Annotated in this window: 17 protein-coding genes; 11 read left to right on the forward strand and 6 right to left on the reverse strand. The window is 57.7% G+C overall.

Translation table 11 applies throughout. The features are described 5' to 3' along the window. Window positions 1–220: 220 nt before the first annotated feature. Window positions 221–1,027, reverse strand: coding sequence for a hypothetical protein (locus DMP17_RS09390; RefSeq protein ID WP_337828812.1), 807 nt, complete (start codon window positions 1,025–1,027; stop codon window positions 221–223). Window positions 1,028–1,631: 604 nt separating this feature from the next. Here DMP17_RS09390 and DMP17_RS09395 point away from each other — a divergent pair. Together DMP17_RS09395 and DMP17_RS09400 are read left to right on the forward strand one after the other, a co-directional pair. Then, entirely contained in the window at window positions 1,632–2,279 is a 648-nt protein-coding gene (locus DMP17_RS09395; protein WP_337828813.1) for a hypothetical protein, read from the forward strand. A 181-nt stretch (window positions 2,280–2,460) separates the two neighbouring features. Beyond that, window positions 2,461–3,747: a hypothetical protein gene (locus tag DMP17_RS09400; RefSeq protein ID WP_337828814.1), complete on the forward strand. Its 1,287-nt coding sequence runs from the start codon at window positions 2,461–2,463 to the stop codon at window positions 3,745–3,747. A 54-nt stretch (window positions 3,748–3,801) separates the two neighbouring features. Here the strand turns inward: DMP17_RS09400 and DMP17_RS09405 are convergent, their stop codons facing one another. From DMP17_RS09405 to DMP17_RS09420, 4 genes are all read right to left on the reverse strand, one after another. After that, window positions 3,802–4,008, reverse strand: a complete 207-nt coding sequence (locus DMP17_RS09405; protein ID WP_337828815.1) for a hypothetical protein — start codon at window positions 4,006–4,008, stop codon at window positions 3,802–3,804. 98 nt (window positions 4,009–4,106) lie between these two features. Further along, window positions 4,107–5,447: an NADP-specific glutamate dehydrogenase gene (gene gdhA, locus DMP17_RS09410; RefSeq protein WP_443217877.1), complete on the reverse strand. Its 1,341-nt coding sequence runs from the start codon at window positions 5,445–5,447 to the stop codon at window positions 4,107–4,109. A 293-nt stretch (window positions 5,448–5,740) separates the two neighbouring features. After that, complete coding sequence (locus DMP17_RS09415) at window positions 5,741–6,310, reverse strand: NADPH-dependent FMN reductase (RefSeq protein ID WP_337828817.1); 570 nt, start codon at window positions 6,308–6,310, stop codon at window positions 5,741–5,743. Window positions 6,311–6,465: 155 nt separating this feature from the next. Then, window positions 6,466–7,164 carry a pirin family protein gene (locus tag DMP17_RS09420; protein WP_337828818.1) on the reverse strand — a complete coding sequence of 233 codons (699 nt, stop codon included), beginning with the start codon at window positions 7,162–7,164 and terminating at the stop codon, window positions 6,466–6,468. A 289-nt stretch (window positions 7,165–7,453) separates the two neighbouring features. Here DMP17_RS09420 and DMP17_RS09425 point away from each other — a divergent pair, with 289 nt between their 5' ends. From DMP17_RS09425 to DMP17_RS09440, 4 genes are all read left to right on the forward strand, one after another. Beyond that, window positions 7,454–8,365 (forward strand): LysR family transcriptional regulator, encoded by a 912-nt coding sequence (locus DMP17_RS09425; RefSeq protein ID WP_337828819.1) that lies wholly within the window; start codon window positions 7,454–7,456, stop codon window positions 8,363–8,365. A gap of 438 nt (window positions 8,366–8,803) precedes the next feature. Further along, complete coding sequence (locus DMP17_RS09430) at window positions 8,804–11,932, forward strand: TonB-dependent receptor (protein ID WP_337828820.1); 3,129 nt, start codon at window positions 8,804–8,806, stop codon at window positions 11,930–11,932. Between the two features lie 189 nt (window positions 11,933–12,121). After that, window positions 12,122–12,331 (forward strand): hypothetical protein, encoded by a 210-nt coding sequence (locus DMP17_RS09435; protein ID WP_337828821.1) that lies wholly within the window; start codon window positions 12,122–12,124, stop codon window positions 12,329–12,331. Continuing rightward, complete coding sequence (locus DMP17_RS09440) at window positions 12,292–12,615, forward strand: hypothetical protein (RefSeq protein WP_337828822.1); 324 nt, start codon at window positions 12,292–12,294, stop codon at window positions 12,613–12,615. The genes DMP17_RS09435 and DMP17_RS09440 overlap by 40 nt, the downstream gene beginning before the upstream one ends. A 224-nt stretch (window positions 12,616–12,839) precedes the next feature. Here DMP17_RS09440 and glpX read toward each other — a convergent pair whose 3' ends face one another. Further along, window positions 12,840–13,865 (reverse strand): class II fructose-bisphosphatase, encoded by a 1,026-nt coding sequence (gene glpX, locus DMP17_RS09445; RefSeq protein ID WP_337828823.1) that lies wholly within the window; start codon window positions 13,863–13,865, stop codon window positions 12,840–12,842. Between the two features lie 47 nt (window positions 13,866–13,912). Here glpX and DMP17_RS09450 point away from each other — a divergent pair, with 47 nt between their 5' ends. From DMP17_RS09450 to DMP17_RS09470, 5 genes are all read left to right on the forward strand, one after another. Next, entirely contained in the window at window positions 13,913–14,431 is a 519-nt protein-coding gene (locus DMP17_RS09450) for a hypothetical protein (protein ID WP_337828824.1), read from the forward strand. 189 nt (window positions 14,432–14,620) lie between these two features. Further along, complete coding sequence (locus DMP17_RS09455; protein WP_337828825.1) at window positions 14,621–16,024, forward strand: S41 family peptidase; 1,404 nt, start codon at window positions 14,621–14,623, stop codon at window positions 16,022–16,024. Between the two features lie 38 nt (window positions 16,025–16,062). After that, on the forward strand, window positions 16,063–16,569 hold the full coding sequence (locus tag DMP17_RS09460; RefSeq protein ID WP_337828826.1) for a disulfide bond formation protein B: 507 nt from the start codon (window positions 16,063–16,065) through the stop codon (window positions 16,567–16,569). Window positions 16,570–16,606: 37 nt separating this feature from the next. Then, window positions 16,607–17,098, forward strand: a complete 492-nt coding sequence (locus DMP17_RS09465) for a demethoxyubiquinone hydroxylase family protein (RefSeq protein WP_337828827.1) — start codon at window positions 16,607–16,609, stop codon at window positions 17,096–17,098. 95 nt (window positions 17,099–17,193) lie between these two features. Then, the gene (locus tag DMP17_RS09470; protein ID WP_337828828.1) at window positions 17,194–17,754 is read left to right on the forward strand and encodes a hypothetical protein; all 561 of its coding nucleotides are present in this window, start codon (window positions 17,194–17,196) and stop codon (window positions 17,752–17,754) included. Window positions 17,755–17,797 lie beyond the last annotated feature (43 nt).

Consider the following 17,797-nt stretch of genomic DNA (forward strand, 5'->3'; position numbering starts at 1 on the left):
GGGTTTGCGGCGGTGGTTCCGCTCAAACCGGTCGCCGGGTCTAAACAACGGTTTTACTTCAATTTATCCTAAGGCGGGCCCGGTTTTCGGGCCCGTTTTTTATTGCACGCAAGCCATGATTATCGCGCCTTCAGAACAAGTGAAGTCGAGCGACAATAGAGGATAATCGCGGCCTGCGACTCGCAAAAAGCGATTCGTACCGATTCGCAATCTATCGCGCTTATTTGAGCGGAACTTCCTTAACCTTACCCGCCGGTTTGAGTTTGCTGTCCGTGATATGCCAGCGAAGCTGGGCGGATGAGGCGCCCGGCACATCATTGACGCGCCGCATCGTTACCGGCCCCACCATGTTGAAGGTGTCGCCCGATTTTAACCGTCCATAAAGCTGCATCGGCACGGTCACATAAATGGACCCCGCCGCGCCTTCCGGATTTTGCGGGCCGCCGACCAGCGCATGGACCTCGCTATATTTGGCAAAGCTGTCGATAAAGGCCTGTTTGCTCATGCCGCTGGATTTGCCGCTATCGCCCCACAGCGCAAAGGCATCGCCATATTTGCCCTCTTCCAAAAGCGCGGCATAATTTTGCAGGCGCTGCGCCGCGCCTTGCGGGCTTTTGGGGTCGATCTTGCCTTCCGCAACCGGCGTGCGGTCGTCGGGAAGCCCGCCGACTTCGCCGGGCGCTGGCGGATCAAGCGCGGTTTCGCCTTTAGGTGCGGGGGGTGTCGCCGGGGGCGGTGTGTCGCCCGCCCCCTGCCCTTCCGGCACCGCACCTGCCCCCGCCCCATTATCAGCAGACGCCGCGCCGCCAACCGAGGCGGCAGGGGTTGCCGTATCCGGCGCTATAGTATCGGGCGTATCGCCCCTGCCATCCGACCCGTCCGGTGCGGGCGCGGCTTGCTGCTGGCAGGCGGCAAGCGCAAGGCTGCTTGATGCCGCGATGCCGAGCAGCGCCAAGCGCCGCAACGCACGGCCATCCGGATAAGGCGTAGGGCGAGAAAAAGCGGGCGGGGCTGTGATTCTGGTCATGGGGCTTCAACGATTGCTCTGCGCACGCGGTTCCCGCATATCGGCGCTCGTTCGGCGCATATTCCCGCTCCGTCCACCGCATTATAAAGCGTCTCGATCGACATAAAATGGAGACGCCGACGACCCTCCTGTTTGCCGGTCACCCCGCCATTTCCGTTTATCGAAGTCCACGGCCCATCGCTCTCCATACCCCATCCGTCTCATGCTGCCTTGCACAATATTAATCTGCGTTAAGCCAAGCCCCCCTCTGTTCATCTTCCGTTTATCGCAGATTTATGTGAGGTTAAGAAACTGTTGCCCTAAAGAGACAGTTTCACCGCTTTTGCTGCAATGCAATAAATGCGACGGGTTGAAGGAAACTTCCGCAGCCCCATATCGTTTGTACAGTATCGACCGCCGTGACACTTGGTGCGCAATTTATCCCCGCGCCAACTAACGGTCGGCGGCGACTATGGTTCTTCTGTCACTCGCCAAAAGAGTGGCGCCGGAAGGCTCTTTTAAAAGGGCGTTCCGGCGGACGGGAGAGCTGTGCTTGCTAACCGGGCGCCCGGTCCGAAAGCCGGATCAGCGCCCGCTACGATGAAGAAAGTATAAGGATATTTTTATGCGTAAGACATTTTTGGCTCCGCTCTCGGCCGTCGCTGCAACGCTTGCTTTTGCTGTGCCGGGCGTAGCAATGGCCCAGGATACTACTGAAACCGCTACCACCTATGAAGCCGAACCGACCGCTCCCGACGGCACCAAGGCGTTCGGCATTGAACCCTATATCGGCATTCAGGGCGGCCATGCGATGTTTGACCGCGATACCACGGGATCGGACATTTATCCCAAGGCTAATGGCGGCAAATATAGCGGCACCTTGGTCGAAGGCGTTGCTGGTGTGAACGTGCCGCTTGGTCCCGTCTTTGTCGGCGTGGAAGGTAGTGTTGCCAAGGGCGTCGCTGGCGACATTAACTGGCAATATGGCGTTGCTGGCCGTGCCGGTGTCCGTGCGGGCGAAAGCGGCATGATCTACGGCAAATATGGCCGCGAATGGGTGACGTTCGACCGCGACAATGTTGGTCGCCCCGCTATGAAACCCGGCGAAAAGTCGATCGGCAACCCCGTTTATGGCGTGGGTGTCGAAGTCGGCCCCAAGGATATCGGCCTTGGCGGGGTGACGGGCAATTCGGGCATCCGCCTGCGCCTTGAAGCCAATACCACCGACTTTAACTCGATCCGCCCGATGGGCGGCGTGGTGATGCACTTCTAAACTCTGCACGCATCATCGCTAAAGAAAAGGCCGCTTCCCGCAAAGGAGGCGGCCTTTTTTGCTATTTTGTTTCAGGGATTTAAGAACGTGGAAGGGCTATGCAAAACATCAAATGACGCTTGCCCGTTGCCATGTCCGTCGCCATAATTCGCGCTAGCATAGCCAAGGCGGAGGGGACGGGATGCGATATATTGCCCACGGAGCGGACAAAAGCAGCGCATGGCTTGGACTGGGCTTGGCGCTGGTGCTGATGCTGATGCTGATTGCCACATTCCTTTCAGGAACGCCCGCGCGGGCGGACACGCCTCAAACGGAGCAGGTCATCCTGCGCTGCCAGATGGAGGGCAGCAGCCGGGAAGCCACGATTGCCCTTGCCGGGACGCAGGCCGTTTACCGCTTTGGCACGCCGGGACAAGCGCCCGAATTAACCTTGCGCGAGCGGCTGATGGACCTGGACTATCGCCGCGCGCGGGGTATCGGTTCGACGATTGATGAAACCATCACATTCCGCAACCACGACACTTTTTATCGCTTCACCACCGGATTCCGGGACAAGCTTCAACCCGACCCGACCGCTTACCACCGCTTCGGTCATGTGACCGTCAGCCGTGCGGGGAAAATATTGGCCAAGCTTGTCTGCCGCGAAGCGACTATCGAGCGTATCCCCGAAAAACTGACGCAAGTCATGATTGCCGAGGGCCGCAAGACCGATTCGACCGGGGAGACCTTCCCCAATTATACGATCCAATATCCCGCACCCGCGCGCCAATCGCCGCCATGCGAACAGACGTTCAACGTCGATAGCTGCTGGAGCCGCGGGGCCGAAATGGAGCGGTCGGGCGACCTCGCCGCCGCCTTGGGCCATTATGATATGTCCTGCGCTGCCAAATTTAACACGGCGGGTTGCTATGATGCGGGCAAATTTTATTTGCACAACCGGCAGCTGCGCAATTATGCCCGCGCGCAGGATCGCTTTACCCGTGCATGCGACGGAACCGATCCCGGCGAAGGCCCTTATGCGTGTAAATATCTTGGCTGGATGGCGCTTACCGGCACCGGGATGCCGCGCGATTATGACAAGGCATGGAGCCTGCTCGCACGAGCCTGTTTTCTCCATAATGATGTTTTGATGATCGACGCGGAAGGCTGTCATTTCTTCGCGCAAACCGCATTGGAAAAATACGGGCAGGCCCCCAGACATCGCGATATGGCCAATTATGCGGCCTATATTGCGCTCGCAATGGGGTGCAGCGACAATGCGCAAACCGTGTGCGCGGAAGGGCGCGCGCTCTACCAGCGGGAAGCCGCGCGCAACGCGCGCTGGCTCAAGCAATGCGCCAAGGACGCATCCGATCGCAGCACGCAATTTTCCTGCGCCGCTTTGATAGAATATGACAAAAACTATGATGTCTCACAGGCAAAGCGGCGCGTGCTCAACAGCCTGTTTCTGCGCGCCATCGACAGTTAGCGCCGATTGGTCGGGCAGCGCGGCAGCACCTTAGCGTAATCATCGGGAGTGCCATCATCGGGCAAACAAGGTCAGCGCCTTGGCGGCAAGCTTACCCGAAATAAATGGTGGCGGACAGGCGTTGGCCCTGTCCGCCACCGGATCCCCCTGTCCGGAAAAAAGAGCGCAAAAAAGGTGGGTGCGCTCTTGGTTTTCGTCTCCATTCAGGCTGTCGGGAAGCATGACCAGTTGCTGCCCGCCTGTATAGGATAAAAGCGACATTATGCCGCCTTTATGACGGGGAATCCATGACTTAGCAGCATCCTGGCCCATAAGCGTCCGAGGACGCGGGCGTGCCGCTATCTGTCAAAATACCCGTCCTAAATCACCCCCAGCGAGCGCATCGCTTCGGCAACGCGCACGAAACCGGCGATGTTCGCGCCCAGCACATAATTGCCCGGCGAGCTATATTCGTCGGCGGTTTCCCAGCAGCGGTCATGAATGTCGCGCATAATCTGCGCGAGCCTTTCTTCGGTCTGCTCGAACGACCAGCTATCGCGTGACGCATTTTGCTGCATTTCGAGCGCCGAAGTCGCAACCCCGCCCGCATTGGCGGCCTTGCCCGGCGCGAACATCACGCCCGCTTGCTGGAACAGTTCGACCGCATCAGGGGTCGAGGGCATGTTTGCGCCCTCGCCGACCACCTTCACGCCATTTTTGATAAGCGTTGCAGCATCCTTGCCGGTCAGTTCATTCTGCGTCGCGCACGGGAGCGCAATGTCGCACGGCACATCCCAGATGGTGCCGCCTTCGACATAATGGGCGCGGCCGCCGCGTAAGGCCGGATATTCGGAGAGCCGCTCGCGGCGCACTTCTTTGATTTCTTTAAGGAGGTCGAGGTCAATGCCGTCTTCATCAACGACATAGCCGTTGGAATCCGAGCAAGCGATAACCTTGCCGCCAAATTCGAGGATTTTTTCCGCAGCATAAATGGCGACATTGCCCGATCCCGAAACGATCACGCGCTTGCCTTCCATCGTATCCTTCTTGGTCGCAAGCATTTGCTGGACGAAATAGACAAGCCCGTATCCGGTCGCTTCGGTGCGCGCGCGCGACCCGCCATAGACCAGGCCTTTGCCGGTGAGGACGCCCGCTTCATAGCGGTTGGTGAGCCGTTTATACTGGCCGAACATATAACCGATTTCGCGCCCGCCAACGCCGATATCGCCCGCCGGAACGTCGGTATATTCACCCAGATGGCGCTGTAATTCGGTCATGAACGCCTGACAGAAGCGCATGATTTCGCCATCCGAGCGGCCACGCGGGTTGAAATCCGACCCGCCCTTGCCGCCGCCGATCGGCATCCCCGACAGCGCATTTTTGAAAATCTGTTCAAAGCCCAGAAATTTGATGATGCCCAGATTGACCGACGGGTGGAACCGGATGCCGCCCTTATAGGGGCCGAGCGCGGAGTTGAACTGCACGCGGAAACCGCGGTTAATCTGCACCTGCCCTGCATCATCGACCCACGGCACACGGAAAATAATCTGGCGTTCGGGTTCACAAATCCGCTCGATCAGCGCATGGTCGGCATAATCGGGATGTTTGGCAACGACGCGGCCCAGACTTTCCAGCACTTCGCGCACCGCTTGATGAAATTCCGCCTCGCCCGCATTTCGGCGTAATACTTCGTCCAGAACGGGCTGCAATTTTTCATCAATCTTGCTCAAAACGACCTCCAAACGATAAGATTCGGTCGCCCTTTGGACCATAAAGCCCCTGCTTCGCAACCCGTCGCATCAAAATGATGCCAAAATATAGGAGCTGAAAATGGATAGTTTCCGTTAGGAATTGCACGGAAAATTGCCTGTTTTTAAGCGTACGTAAAAATATATTTTACCCATAGTTGTCCGGACATATTCACTTGTCCGGTTGGGGGCATATGAAAAAGGGGCGCAGAAGCCTGTTGCCTCTGCGCCCCTTTTGACGGGGATTATGCCCGTTTATCCGCTGATCAGGCGTGCGCCTTCCGGTGACGCCCGGCATATTCGACGAAGCGGTCGATGAAAAGCTGGAAGAAGGCTTTGCTGTTGTCCGAAACAAATTCGCCACTGTCATCGAACAGGCCGAACGCGTTGCCGACATAGGCTTCGGGCTGGGTCATTACCGGCATTTCAAAGAAGGACAATGCCTGACGCACATGATGGTTCGCGCCGAACCCGCCGAGCGCGCCGGGGGACAGGCTCATGACCGCAGCGGCCTTGCCGTTCCACACCGCCTCGCCATAAGGCCGTGATCCGACATCAATCGCATTTTTGAGCGCGCCGGGGAGCGAGCGGTTATATTCGGGCGTCACGAACAGCACCGCATCATGCGCGGCAATCTCTTCACGAAAGCGCGTCCAGCTTTCGGGCGCACCCGCGGCTTCGACATCTTCATTGTAAAGCGGCAGATCGCCGATTTCGACAATGTCGAGCGTGGCATAAGCGGGCGCAAGCTTCGCCAGCACCTGCGCAGCCTTACGGCTGACAGAGTCCTTGCGCAGGCTGCCAATGACAACGGCGATTTTGACGGCGTTCGACATGGGATGAAGTTCCTTGGTGTTGTTATGGTTGGGAGAGGATGGAAGAAAGGTGGAATTTGATTAGAGGTAAAGTTTTGAGTGGCAACATCTCCCCTCCCCTTCAGGGGAGGGGCTGTCTCAAATACCCCTCCCGCAAGCGGGAGGGGAGATTTGCGTTACCGCGCGTCCACCAATACCAGTTCGCTGTCTTCCAGCGCGGTGATGGTGACGCTCGCCTGTCCGGTGATGGCGATGCCGTCGCGGGCGACCGCTTCGACATCGGCCACTTTGACCTTGCCGGTCGCGGGCACCAGATAGAGGTGGCGGCTGGCATTGGTGTCATAGGTGACGCTGTCGCCCGCCTTGATGGTCGCGCCCAGAACGCGGGCGTCGGTGCGGATCGGGAGCGCGCTGTCGTCGCCTTCGATGCCCGATGCCAGCGTTACAAATTTGCCGGCGCGGTCGCCTTTGGGGAAAGGCTGTGCGCCCCAATGCGGTTCACCGCCGCGCTCGTCCGGAATGATCCAGATCTGGAAAATCTGCGTATCTTCATCTTCCAGATTATATTCCGAATGGGCGATGCCATTGCCTGCCGACATGACCTGCACGTCGCCCGCTTCGGTGCGACCTTTATTGCCCTGATTATCCTCATGGGTAATCGCGCCTTTGCGGACATAGGTGATGATTTCCATGTCGCGGTGCGGGTGCGGCGGAAAGCCGGTCTTGGGCGCAATCGTGTCATCATTCCACACGCGCAACTGCCCCCAATTGGTCCGCGCCGGATCATGATAATCGGCGAAAGAAAAATGGTGATGGGCATCGAGCCAGCCATGATTGGCCGCACCGAGGCTGTTAAAAGGGCGATGTTCAATCATAATATTGCTCCTTACTAAGCCCCTCCCCTTCAGGGGAGGGGTTGGGGTGGGGCCTGTCCGCAAGCACAACGCCAGACAGATAGACCCCACCCCACTTCGACTAAGGCCTTTCGCTATCGCTCAAGACCTAAGTCTACGTTGCCCCTCCCCTGAAGGAGGAGGGGCTGTTGTGCCTCCCCTTCATCATCGGGGTGGCTTGTGTTGGCCCCTAATTGGCAGTTGATGAGCAATCTGAAAACTGCGATAAAACGGGACATAATGTTCAAATTAGTAGAATATAGGTGAATCCATGGATGTCGGCCAACCCACACTGGACCAATTGCGCATCTTCCTCACTGTTGCCGATGAGGGGAGTTTCAACGCGGCCGCGCGCAAGCTCGGCCGGGCGCTGTCGGTCGTAAGCTATGGCATTTCGACCCTGGAGGCGCAGCTTGGCGTCATGCTGTTCGACCGTGAAGGGTCGCGCCGTCCGGTGCTGACCGATGCGGGCCGCGCGCTGCTAGCCGATGCGCGCGGGGTGAAGGACGAGGCCGACGGGCTGGTCGCGCGCGCACGCGGCATCCGGCAGGGCCTCGAAACCGAAGTCTCGCTTGCGGTCGATGTCATGGTGCCGATGAAGATGATTGCGAGCGTGATGCGCGATTTCCAGTTTGCCTTCCCGATCACCAATTTGCGGCTCCATGTCGAAGCCTTGGGCGCGGTCGCGGCATTGGTAGCGGAAAGCCGCGCCGATCTCGCCATCTCCGGCCCCGATATGATCGCGATTGCGGGCATGGACCGGCGTCAGGTCGGCGCGGTCGAACTGGTGCCGGTGGCCGCCCCGACCCATCCGCTTGCGCGCGCCGGAAAGGAAGACCGAATTGCGCCGGGGGCGACCGCGCAACATCTGCAACTGGTGTTGACCGACCGCTCCCCGCTCACCGAGGGCCGCGATTTTTCGGTGCTAAGTCCACGCACCTGGCGGCTGGCCGACCTTGGTGCCAAACATGCGCTGCTGCTCGAAGGCATTGGCTGGGGCAATATGCCGCGCCATATGGTCGAAGAGGATCTCGCCGCCGGTCGGCTGGTCGAACTCGCGCTCCCAGAAGCCGGTCCCGTCCATTACCGCCTCTATGCCCTATGGCGCAAAGACGCCCGCCCCGGCCCCGCCACAAGCTGGCTCCTCGACACAATTATCGCGCGCTGTGCGGAGGAGGGATGAGCAACTTTGTCCTTACCTCTGCTTGTTCCCCCGCGAAGGCGGGGGCCTAGGGTAGCTAGGCGCTGGGCAACACTGGACCCCCGCCTTCGCGGGGGAACATGGTGGTGGAAGTAGGGGCGGGGATCGGCGCGCCGCAGAGTCGCGCATTGCCCGCCGCTACCCCTGCTCGCCGCCCTGTCGCGCGAAGCGTGTTTGACCGAGGGCGCCGCCGCATAAAATACCGAAAACCGTAACGTCATTGCAGCTTCTTATTGAAGTTACGGTCTTTATCCATGTTACCCTTATTATTAACAATGATGACTCCTCGAAAATTTCCGTAATTTTGTCATAAGGCTTTCGCATACACGTAGTTTAATTTTAACAACAATGTAATTACGATGAAATCATTGCCGCCTATCCCCCCCAAATCCTGATTTTTCCATCAAAAAGGGGATAGACGTGACACCTGAACCGACTGATTATTTTGCCCGTTCAAAGTTTTATTTGTACGCAAGTGCCGCTTTTTTCATGCTGTTGCCTGTCGCCGCGCCCGTCGCTGCCCAAGAAACGGCCCCGGATAATAGCGCGGCAATCCAGAAAGATGCGGCCCAAAAGGATAAGGCCCAGCCCAAACCGCCGGTGAGCGCGCCGACGGGGGATGTCAGCGGGGACATTGTTGTGACCGCGCGGCGCATCACCGAAAAGATTATCGACGTGCCGGTGTCCGTTTCCGCTTTTTCGGCAGAAAGGCTGAGCGATCTTAAAATCGAGGGCGGTTCGGAACTGCTGCGCGCCATTCCGAACGTGTCCTTTTCCAAGGATAATTTCACCGGCTATAATTTCTCGATCCGGGGCATCGGGACCAAGGCGATTTCGGTGACGACCGACCCCGCCGTTGCGATCAGTTTCAACAATACGACCTTGCTGCGCAACCGCTTGTTCGAGCAGGAATATTTCGACGTCCAGCGCGTCGAGGTGCTGCGCGGGCCGCAAGGCACACTTTATGGCCGCAACGCGACCGCGGGCGTCGTTAATATGCTGCCCAACCTGCCCAAGCTTGAAGATCTGTCGGGCGACCTCCAGATTGAAGGCGGCAATTTCAACACCCGCCGTGCGCGCGGTTATGTGAACCTGCCCGTAGGCGATACATTGGCGTTGCGTTTTGCCGGCGCCTATACCAAGCGCGACGGGTTTGATTATAACACATTCACCGAAAAGCGCGTCAACGGGCGCGACCTTTATTCGATCCGTGGTTCCTTATTGTGGGAGCCGACCAGCCGGTTCAAAGCCCATGCCATCTGGGAACGGTTCCGCGAAGATGATAACCGCTCACGCACCGGCAAACAATTATGTACGCGCGGCGAAGCCCCTTCGCACATCAACTGGACCGACCCCGACGGCAACCAACGCAGCAACGCGGTCCATACCCGTTGGACGACCGCTTTATTGTCAAGCGGGTGCCAGAATAAAAGCCTGTATACGGACGATGCCTATGGCATTCCGAACGGGCGCGGTTTCCCGGTGGTGATCGGGCTTATTCTGGCCACACCCTTTAATGACCGGAACGCACCGGGCAACGGATATGACGGCAATTATATTATGCCGACCGATATTGACCCGTTTGCGGTTAAGGGCAATAGGCAGTCCGCCAATTTACGCGAAATCGCGACTTTCTATGATCCCAAATTCAAAGCCGAAAATGACGTTTTCCAGCTCAATCTGGAATATGATATTCCGGGTCAGGTCACTTTTTATTCCCAGTCCCTCTATATGGAGGATAGCTATTACGGGTCGCAGGATTTTTTCCGTTTCAGCCCTGATCCGGGGTTGATGTACAGCCGCGCCCAAATCGGCAAAATTTCAGGAAAACCGCGTGTCGTAAATGCCGCATGGGATGCTTATTTAGGCGTTTCTCCTGCGGGGCATGGCACATTCAAAGACCCTCAATTGGGCGAGTTGGATCGTCTCGCCGCTGTCGATATCAGCCAGTCGAAAAGCAACCAGTTTTCGCAAGAAATACGCATGACCTCGTCTTTTGACGGGCCGTTCAATTTCAATCTTGGCGCAAATTATCTCCGGTTCAAAACCGAAGAAAATTATTATGTTTTCAGCAATGCCTTTACAATTATTGCGATTGCACAAAACGGAGCAGCCGCTTGGAATGCAGAATGTAATAAATACCTTGGGTTTAGCAAACCTGACCCGAATGCCTGTATTCACATCGATCCTAACCCGATCGATTCTTTAGATAATAAGGGGCATAATTATTACCGCAAACTCAGCCCGTCAAAGATAGAATCCTGGTCTGCGTTCGGTGAAGCCTATATGAAATTGACCGATACGGTGCGGATGACGATGGGCCTCCGTTTTACCGATGACACCAAAATAACCACGCCTGTTCCGTCACAGCTTCTTGCATCAAGCCATGTATTGAGCGGCGCTAAAGTCGGAAAAGGCTATCCACAAGACCCGGATGTTACCCAAAAATGGGCGGCAATTACCGGTCGTTTTTCGGTTGATTGGAAACCGGATATTTCCTTCACCGACGATAGCTTGATTTATGCTTCTTATTCGCGCGGTTATAAAGCGGGCGGCGTCAATCCGGTCGGCGCAGACGCTAATCCCGCCATCTCTAATTATCCGTTGCTTGGCGACAAATTCGCGCCCGAATATGTCAACGCCTTTGAAGTGGGGATAAAAAATAGTGCCGCCAACGGCAAGCTGATGTTCAATGCCACCGGCTTTTTCTATGATTATAAAGGCTACCAGATTTCACAGCTTATCGACCGGATGAACCATACGGAAAATTTCAACGCCAATATTTATGGCGTCGAATTTGAAACGGCTTGGGCGCCTACCCGCAATTTCCGTCTGGATGCGACCCTAGGACTGCTCAAGACCCGGCTCGCCGACGGAGAATCGTCCCTTGACGTAATGGACCGGCTTCAGGGTCGTACCGACTATACCTTGCTCCATTCCTGGCCGACCAGTCCGGCAAATTGCGTCGTACCGAATGAAGTACTCGGACGGTTTATGTCTATATATGACCAGCGCGAGGGTATCGGCAGCGCTTTCATTTCGATGCTCTGCCCCGGCCCCCTTTCCTTTGGCGGCGGATTCCTTCCCGGCTCCCTGATCAGCACATTTACAAAAGATAAATGGGGTTCCCTCCTCTATGACCCGGTCAAAGATGGCCCCAATCAGGGACGCGGCTTTTCTGCTGACCTGAGTGGCCATAGCCTGCCCAATGCGCCGAAACTGACTTTCAATGTCGGCGCGCAGCAACGCTTTGCCCTTTGGACAGGGTGGGACCTTACCGTGCGCGGCGATTTTTATCACCAATCCTCCAGCTTCGCCCGCGTCTATAATAGTGATTATGACCGGCTCAAAGGGTGGAGCAATGCCAATATGGCGATGACCCTGTCGGGCCGCGATGCGGGTGTGTCGCTTCAACTCTATGTGAAAAACATCTTCAACCACACCCCGCTTACCGACGCTTATACAGGACCGGACGAGCTAGGCAATTTTACCAATGTATTTACACTCGACCCTCGTATTATAGGCTTGTCCGCAAAGAAGAAATTCTAAAGTAATTTTCATATCAGGCGAAATATTCTGCGCATAATTTGCGTGGAATATTTTGTCATATCTATCATATAATCATTATTGTTCGCAATATCACTATTGAAACATTCGCCCGTTACACAATGAATCGCATCGAGTCGTATTTGGATTCTTTGCATTTTTCTTTTCAATCTAATTGTGAGGATTAATATAATGGAAATTATCTTTAAAGCTGTTTTCGCGATTGCCGCTGCTGTGGCGATGACGGGCGCTACCGCTGTTTCGGCACAGACCCCGACCGTTTCGCCGACCGGCGCTATCAGCGTTGAAGGCACGCTCAATCAATCGCTGTTGGGGGGCAATATCCTACCCAATGCCATGTTGTGTTTCAGGGTACCGCCGATGCAACCGGCTTCACCTTGACTTCTTACACTGGCACCAACATCAATGGTGGTCCGCTCGCTTGCGAAGATTCGATCGTTTTTCCGGTCCGGATTGATGCTGTGTCTCCGACCAAAGTCAAAGTACAAAGCCTCACCATCGCAACCCGTCTGGGCAACTGTTCGGTGAACAATCTTGTACTCGATTGGGTAAACGCGACAAACGACACGCCTTCCAGCGTGACCTTTCCAGTCGGCACCTTTATCCCGCCGGTGTGCGAATTTAACGGCACCCTGACCGTCTCGCCCAAGACGACGATCAACTAATTATCCGGATGGGCCGGGAGGTGGGACACCATCTTTCCGGCCTGTTTTCCTGACACATATGGGAAAAGTGGATGACGGTTTGATATCGGGCATCCCGCAGCAGCTTAGGGTGCGCCCTAGCTACGATGTTCGCCCCAGCCGCGATGTTCGCCCCAGCCGCGATCTTCACCCCAACCGCGATCTTCACCCTAGCCGCGATCTTCACCCCAACCGCGATCTTCACCCTAGCCGCGATGTTCGCCCTTGACCCAGCGCACGGTGCCGGACGAGGCGCGCATGACGACGCTTTCGGTGGTCATGGTGCCGCCGCGCAGGCGCTTGACGCCTTCGAGGAGCGAGCCATCGGTGACGCCGGTGGCGGCGAAAATCACGTCGCCCTTGGCCAATTCTTCAAGCTTGTAGATTTTGTCGAGATCTTCGACGCCCCATTTGCGGGCGCGGGCGCGTTCATCTTCGTTGCGGAATACGAGACGTCCCTGGAACTGGCCGCCGACACAGCGCAGCGCCGCCGCCGCCAGCACGCCTTCGGGTGCGCCGCCGGTGCCCATATAAAGGTCGATGGTGGTGTCGGGGTTGGTGACCGCAATCACGCCCGCCACGTCGCCATCGGGAATCAGCATCACGCCGCAGCCAAGGCTGCGCAACTCGTCGATAATCGCTTCGTGGCGCGGACGGTCGAGAACGCACACAATGATGTCGGACGGTTCGACGCCCTTGGCCTTGGCGACCGATTTGACATTATCGCTGACGCTCTTGTTGAGGTCGATAACGCCTTCGTCATAGCCGGGGCCGACCGCGATTTTTTCCATATAGACATCGGGCGCGTTCAGCAGATTGCCTTCTTCGGCAATGGCAAGCACCGCGAGCGCATTGGGACCGGCCTTGGCGGTGATGGTCGTGCCTTCCAGCGGATCAAGCGCAATGTCGATTTTCGGGCCTTTGCCCGGCGCATTGCCGACCTTTTCGCCGATATAGAGCATCGGCGCTTCGTCGCGCTCGCCTTCACCAATGACGACCGTGCCGTCCATATAGAGATTGTTGAACGCGGTGCGCATCGCTTCGACGGCGGCCGCATCGGCGGCCTTTTCGTCGCCGCGCCCGATAAGCTTGGAGGCAGCAATCGCCGCCGCTTCGGTCACACGGACCATTTCAAGCACGAGCACACGGTCAAGATTGTTCGATGCGGTTTGCGTGGCAGTCATAATTTGGCCATCCTCATTGGTTGAAATGCTCATGCTGGCGGGCAGCATAGCGGGAATTTCAAAAGATGCCGCTCCGTTAGGCGAGGGAGGCGCGAATGTCGAGAGATGTTGCGGGGGCAGCGATGCTTATGGGGACGGTTTTTGCGCTGGCGGCGGCGGGGCCGGTCTATGCGCAAAGCATAACGGATGTGGGCGCGGATGCGGGCATAGATGCGGGCACGCAAACAGAGGCGGATATGGCGCAGGATTATATCCGTCAGGCCAAGCGCAATATGGGGCTCACCGTGCGCGAAGATTGCGGCAAGGCGGACGCGGATGGCGCGATTATCGTGTGCGGGCGGCGCGGGGAAGATCCCAATCGCCTGCCCCTCCCCGACGAGCGCGAGGATTTGGCCGGAAAGCGGGTGCGCGGCGATATTCCACGCGCCAATGCCAATGCGCCGTCCACCTATGGCTGTTCGGTCGTCGGTCAGACCAACCAATGCACAGGCGGGCTGAATGCGATGTCGCTCGCCGGAACCGTCATCAAGCTCATCACCAAAATCGTCGACCCCGAAGCAGAGGTTGAAAAACCGGCGCGGATTCCCGATAAATATAAGGGCAGTAACAAGTGAGACTCGCAAGGCCTCCCAAGGCTCCGGCCATCGGACGTTAAGCTTGCAAGCCCCATGAAAAATCTTGTTCCGACTCTTGGGGAAACCGCGTTATCCGCTTTGCGTTTTGCCGCGCTTTCCATCATAGGGAAGGAAAGAGAAGGCCGCTATATCAAGCCGCCTTGCACGATTGGACGGACTGAATATCTTATGGCTCAAAAATTCGGTGCCAATAGCCTTGCCTTTGCACGGACCGCGGTTGCGGCGAGCGTGCTGGCGCTTATTCCTGTGACGACCGGCGCAATTGCGGCGATGGACGCCAAGACGCAGAATGAATTTGCCCGCTTCATGGCAGTATTCGAAGAAGTGCGCGCCAATTATGTCGAGCCGGTTGATGCCAATACGCTGATGGACGGCGCGATTTCGGGGATGCTGTCCAGCCTCGACCCCCATTCGGGCTATCTCGACGCGCGCGATTTTGAACAGCTGCGCACCCAGACCGAAGGCGAATATGGCGGGCTTGGCCTTAGCGTCACGTTGGAAGATGGTGCGGTCAAGGTCATCGCGCCGACCGCCGATACTCCTGCGGACCGCGCGGGCATCAAGGCGGGCGATTATATCACCCATCTGGATGGCAAACTTATCTTCGGCTCCTCGCTCGATGAAGCGGTGGACCAGATGCGCGGCACGCCCGGCACCAAAATCAGCCTGACGCTCGTGCGTCCGGGCCGCGACAAGCCGATTGATGTGACGTTGACCCGCGAGGTCATCATCATCAAGCCGGTCAAATGGGAAGTGAAGAATAATATCGGGGTCATCTCGATTGCGAGCTTCTCCGAAACCACGACGCGCGATTTGCGCGGCGCGATGACCGCCATCGACAAAAGTTTGGGCGGGCGCAAGCCGACCGGCTATATTATCGACCTGCGTTCGAACCCCGGCGGCTTGCTCGACGAAGCGATTGGCGTGTCGGATACTTTCCTCAACAAGGGCGAGATCGTGTCGCAACGCGGCCGCCGCGCCGATGATATCGAACGCTATTATGCGCGCGCAGGCGATATGGCGGAGGGCCGCCCGATCATCGTCCTCATTGATGCAGGATCGGCGTCGGCATCGGAAATTGTCGCGGGCGCATTGCAGGACCAGCATCGCGCGCTCATCATGGGCGAGCGTAGTTTCGGCAAAGGATCGGTCCAGACCGTGTTGCCGCTTACCGAAACCACCGCGCTGCGCCTCACTACCGCGCGCTATTTCACGCCCTCGGGCCGTTCGGTGCAGGAAGGCGGGATTGATCCCGATGTGAAGGTGCCGCAAATTTCGGACCCCGATTATAAGAACCGCCCGAAATTCCGCGAAGCCGATTTGCAGCGCCACCTCATCAATGAAAAGAAGGTGGATAATAGTGTGCTCGAATCCGACACCAAGGAAGATCCGCGCTTCAACATGACCGCTGAGCAGCTTAAAAAGCAGGGCATCGAAGATTTCCAGCTTGATTATGCGCTCAAAACGCTGACGCGCATTGCGGCGGGGCCGAAAATGGCAACCAGCGGCGCCGCGCCTGCAGTGCCGACGCCCAAGGCCCCTGTGCCTGCGGCTCCGGCCAAGAAAAACTGACGCCATAAATATTGACGCGATACTAAAAGGGCAAAGCGATGCAGGCAGTGATGGCAGATAAAGCGGGCCGCACCGCGCTCTTTTCCGCAATAGCGATCCCCGCTTTGCTGTGGGGCGGCGCGGCTTTGGTCGCCCAGCGCTGGTTCGGGCTGTTCCCGTGCGAAATGTGTATGTGGCAACGCTGGCCGCATATGGCGGCGCTGGCCTTGGGGCTGATCGCTTTGCTGGTGCGCAACCAGCCGGTGTCGCGCCTCCTCGTTGCACTGGCGGCGCTGGCGATAGCGGTGAGCGGTGCAATCGGCCTGTTCCATGCGGGCGTCGAATATCAGTGGTGGCAGGGCTTTACCCAATGCACCTCCAATGCGGGCAGCAGCGGGGACTTTATGAAGGATATTATGAGCGCGCCACTTGTGCGCTGTGATGTAGCGCCTTGGACCTTGGCGGGGATTTCGCTTGCCGGGTTCAACGCGATTTTTTCGGTTGCAGGCGCGGTCTGGATTGCCGTGCTGCTTATGAAAAACAAGGCCCCTGTTTATGCCGCGTAAACGCTCGATGCCCCCCAGCCGCAAGGCGCTCCACGCGATGCTGCGTGTCGATCAGGCCGGAGAATTTGGCGCAACCCGCATCTATGCCGGGCAGCGCGCGGTGATGGGCGACCGTGCGCCCGGCTCTGCCGCGATTGCCGGAATGTTGGCGCAGGAAGAAGAGCATCTCGCCTGGTTCAATGCCGAGGTCGCCAAGCGCGGCGTGCGCCCGACCGCGCTCCAGCCTTTCTGGCATGTCGCAGGCTTTGCGCTCGGCGCGACCACGGCGGCACTGGGACCGGAAGCGGCGATGGCCTGCACCGCGGCGGTCGAAACCGAAATCGACAAACATTATCAGGAACAATTGCAAGAGCTAGGCGCACACGAACCCGAACTTGCCGCAAAAATCGCGCAATTCCGTGACGAAGAGCTGGAGCATCGCGACCATGCGCTCGCCGCAGGGGCCGAACGCGCGCCCGCTTATCCGCTGCTTGCGGGGCTGATCCGCATCGGATGCCGTGCGGCCATCGAAATTTCCAAACGGATATGAGCGGAGCCTTTATCCGCGCGCTTCGTTATTAATCCGGTCGTTATTAATCTGCTCGTTCATTGCCCGGACAGGGTCATTATTGCTAAGGATGCGCCATGCACCAGATTCTCTCCCGTTCGCTCCTCCTGTCCCCGCTTGCCGCACTGGCGGCGCTGGGCGTAACCCCTGCCGCAGCGCAGGATAGTGCAGGCGACAAAGTGAGCCAGGTCATCGTCTATGGCGAAGACCCCTGCCCGCAAAGCGCGAATGACGAAGAAATTGTGGTGTGCGCGCGGATGCCCGAAGGCGAACGCTACCGCATCCCCGAAATGTTCCGCAACGATCCCAACAAGCCGTCCGAACAGGCCTGGACCAACCGTGTGGTCGCACTGGAACGGGCTGGCGCTTTCGGCACCGATAGCTGCTCGCCCGCAGGGATGGGCGGTTTTACCGGTTGCACCCGCAACCTTATCAACCGCGCCTATGCCGAAAAACGGCAACAGGATAATGTCGATTGGGCCAAGCTGACCGCCGAAGAGCGCCAGAAGCGCCTCGACAGAATCGACGCCGAAGCCGAAGCCATCGAAGCGCGCGTCCGCGCCGAAGAGGAACGGCAAAAGGCCAAGGCGGAGCAACAAACCGCCCCTGCCCCCGCACCGGTCCCGCCTAAAAATTAAGCCTTTCCCGCCAACAGGCTGCGGTAGAGACAGGCGGCGTTTC

The organism is Pseudonocardia sp. TMWB2A, from assembly GCF_017312135.1.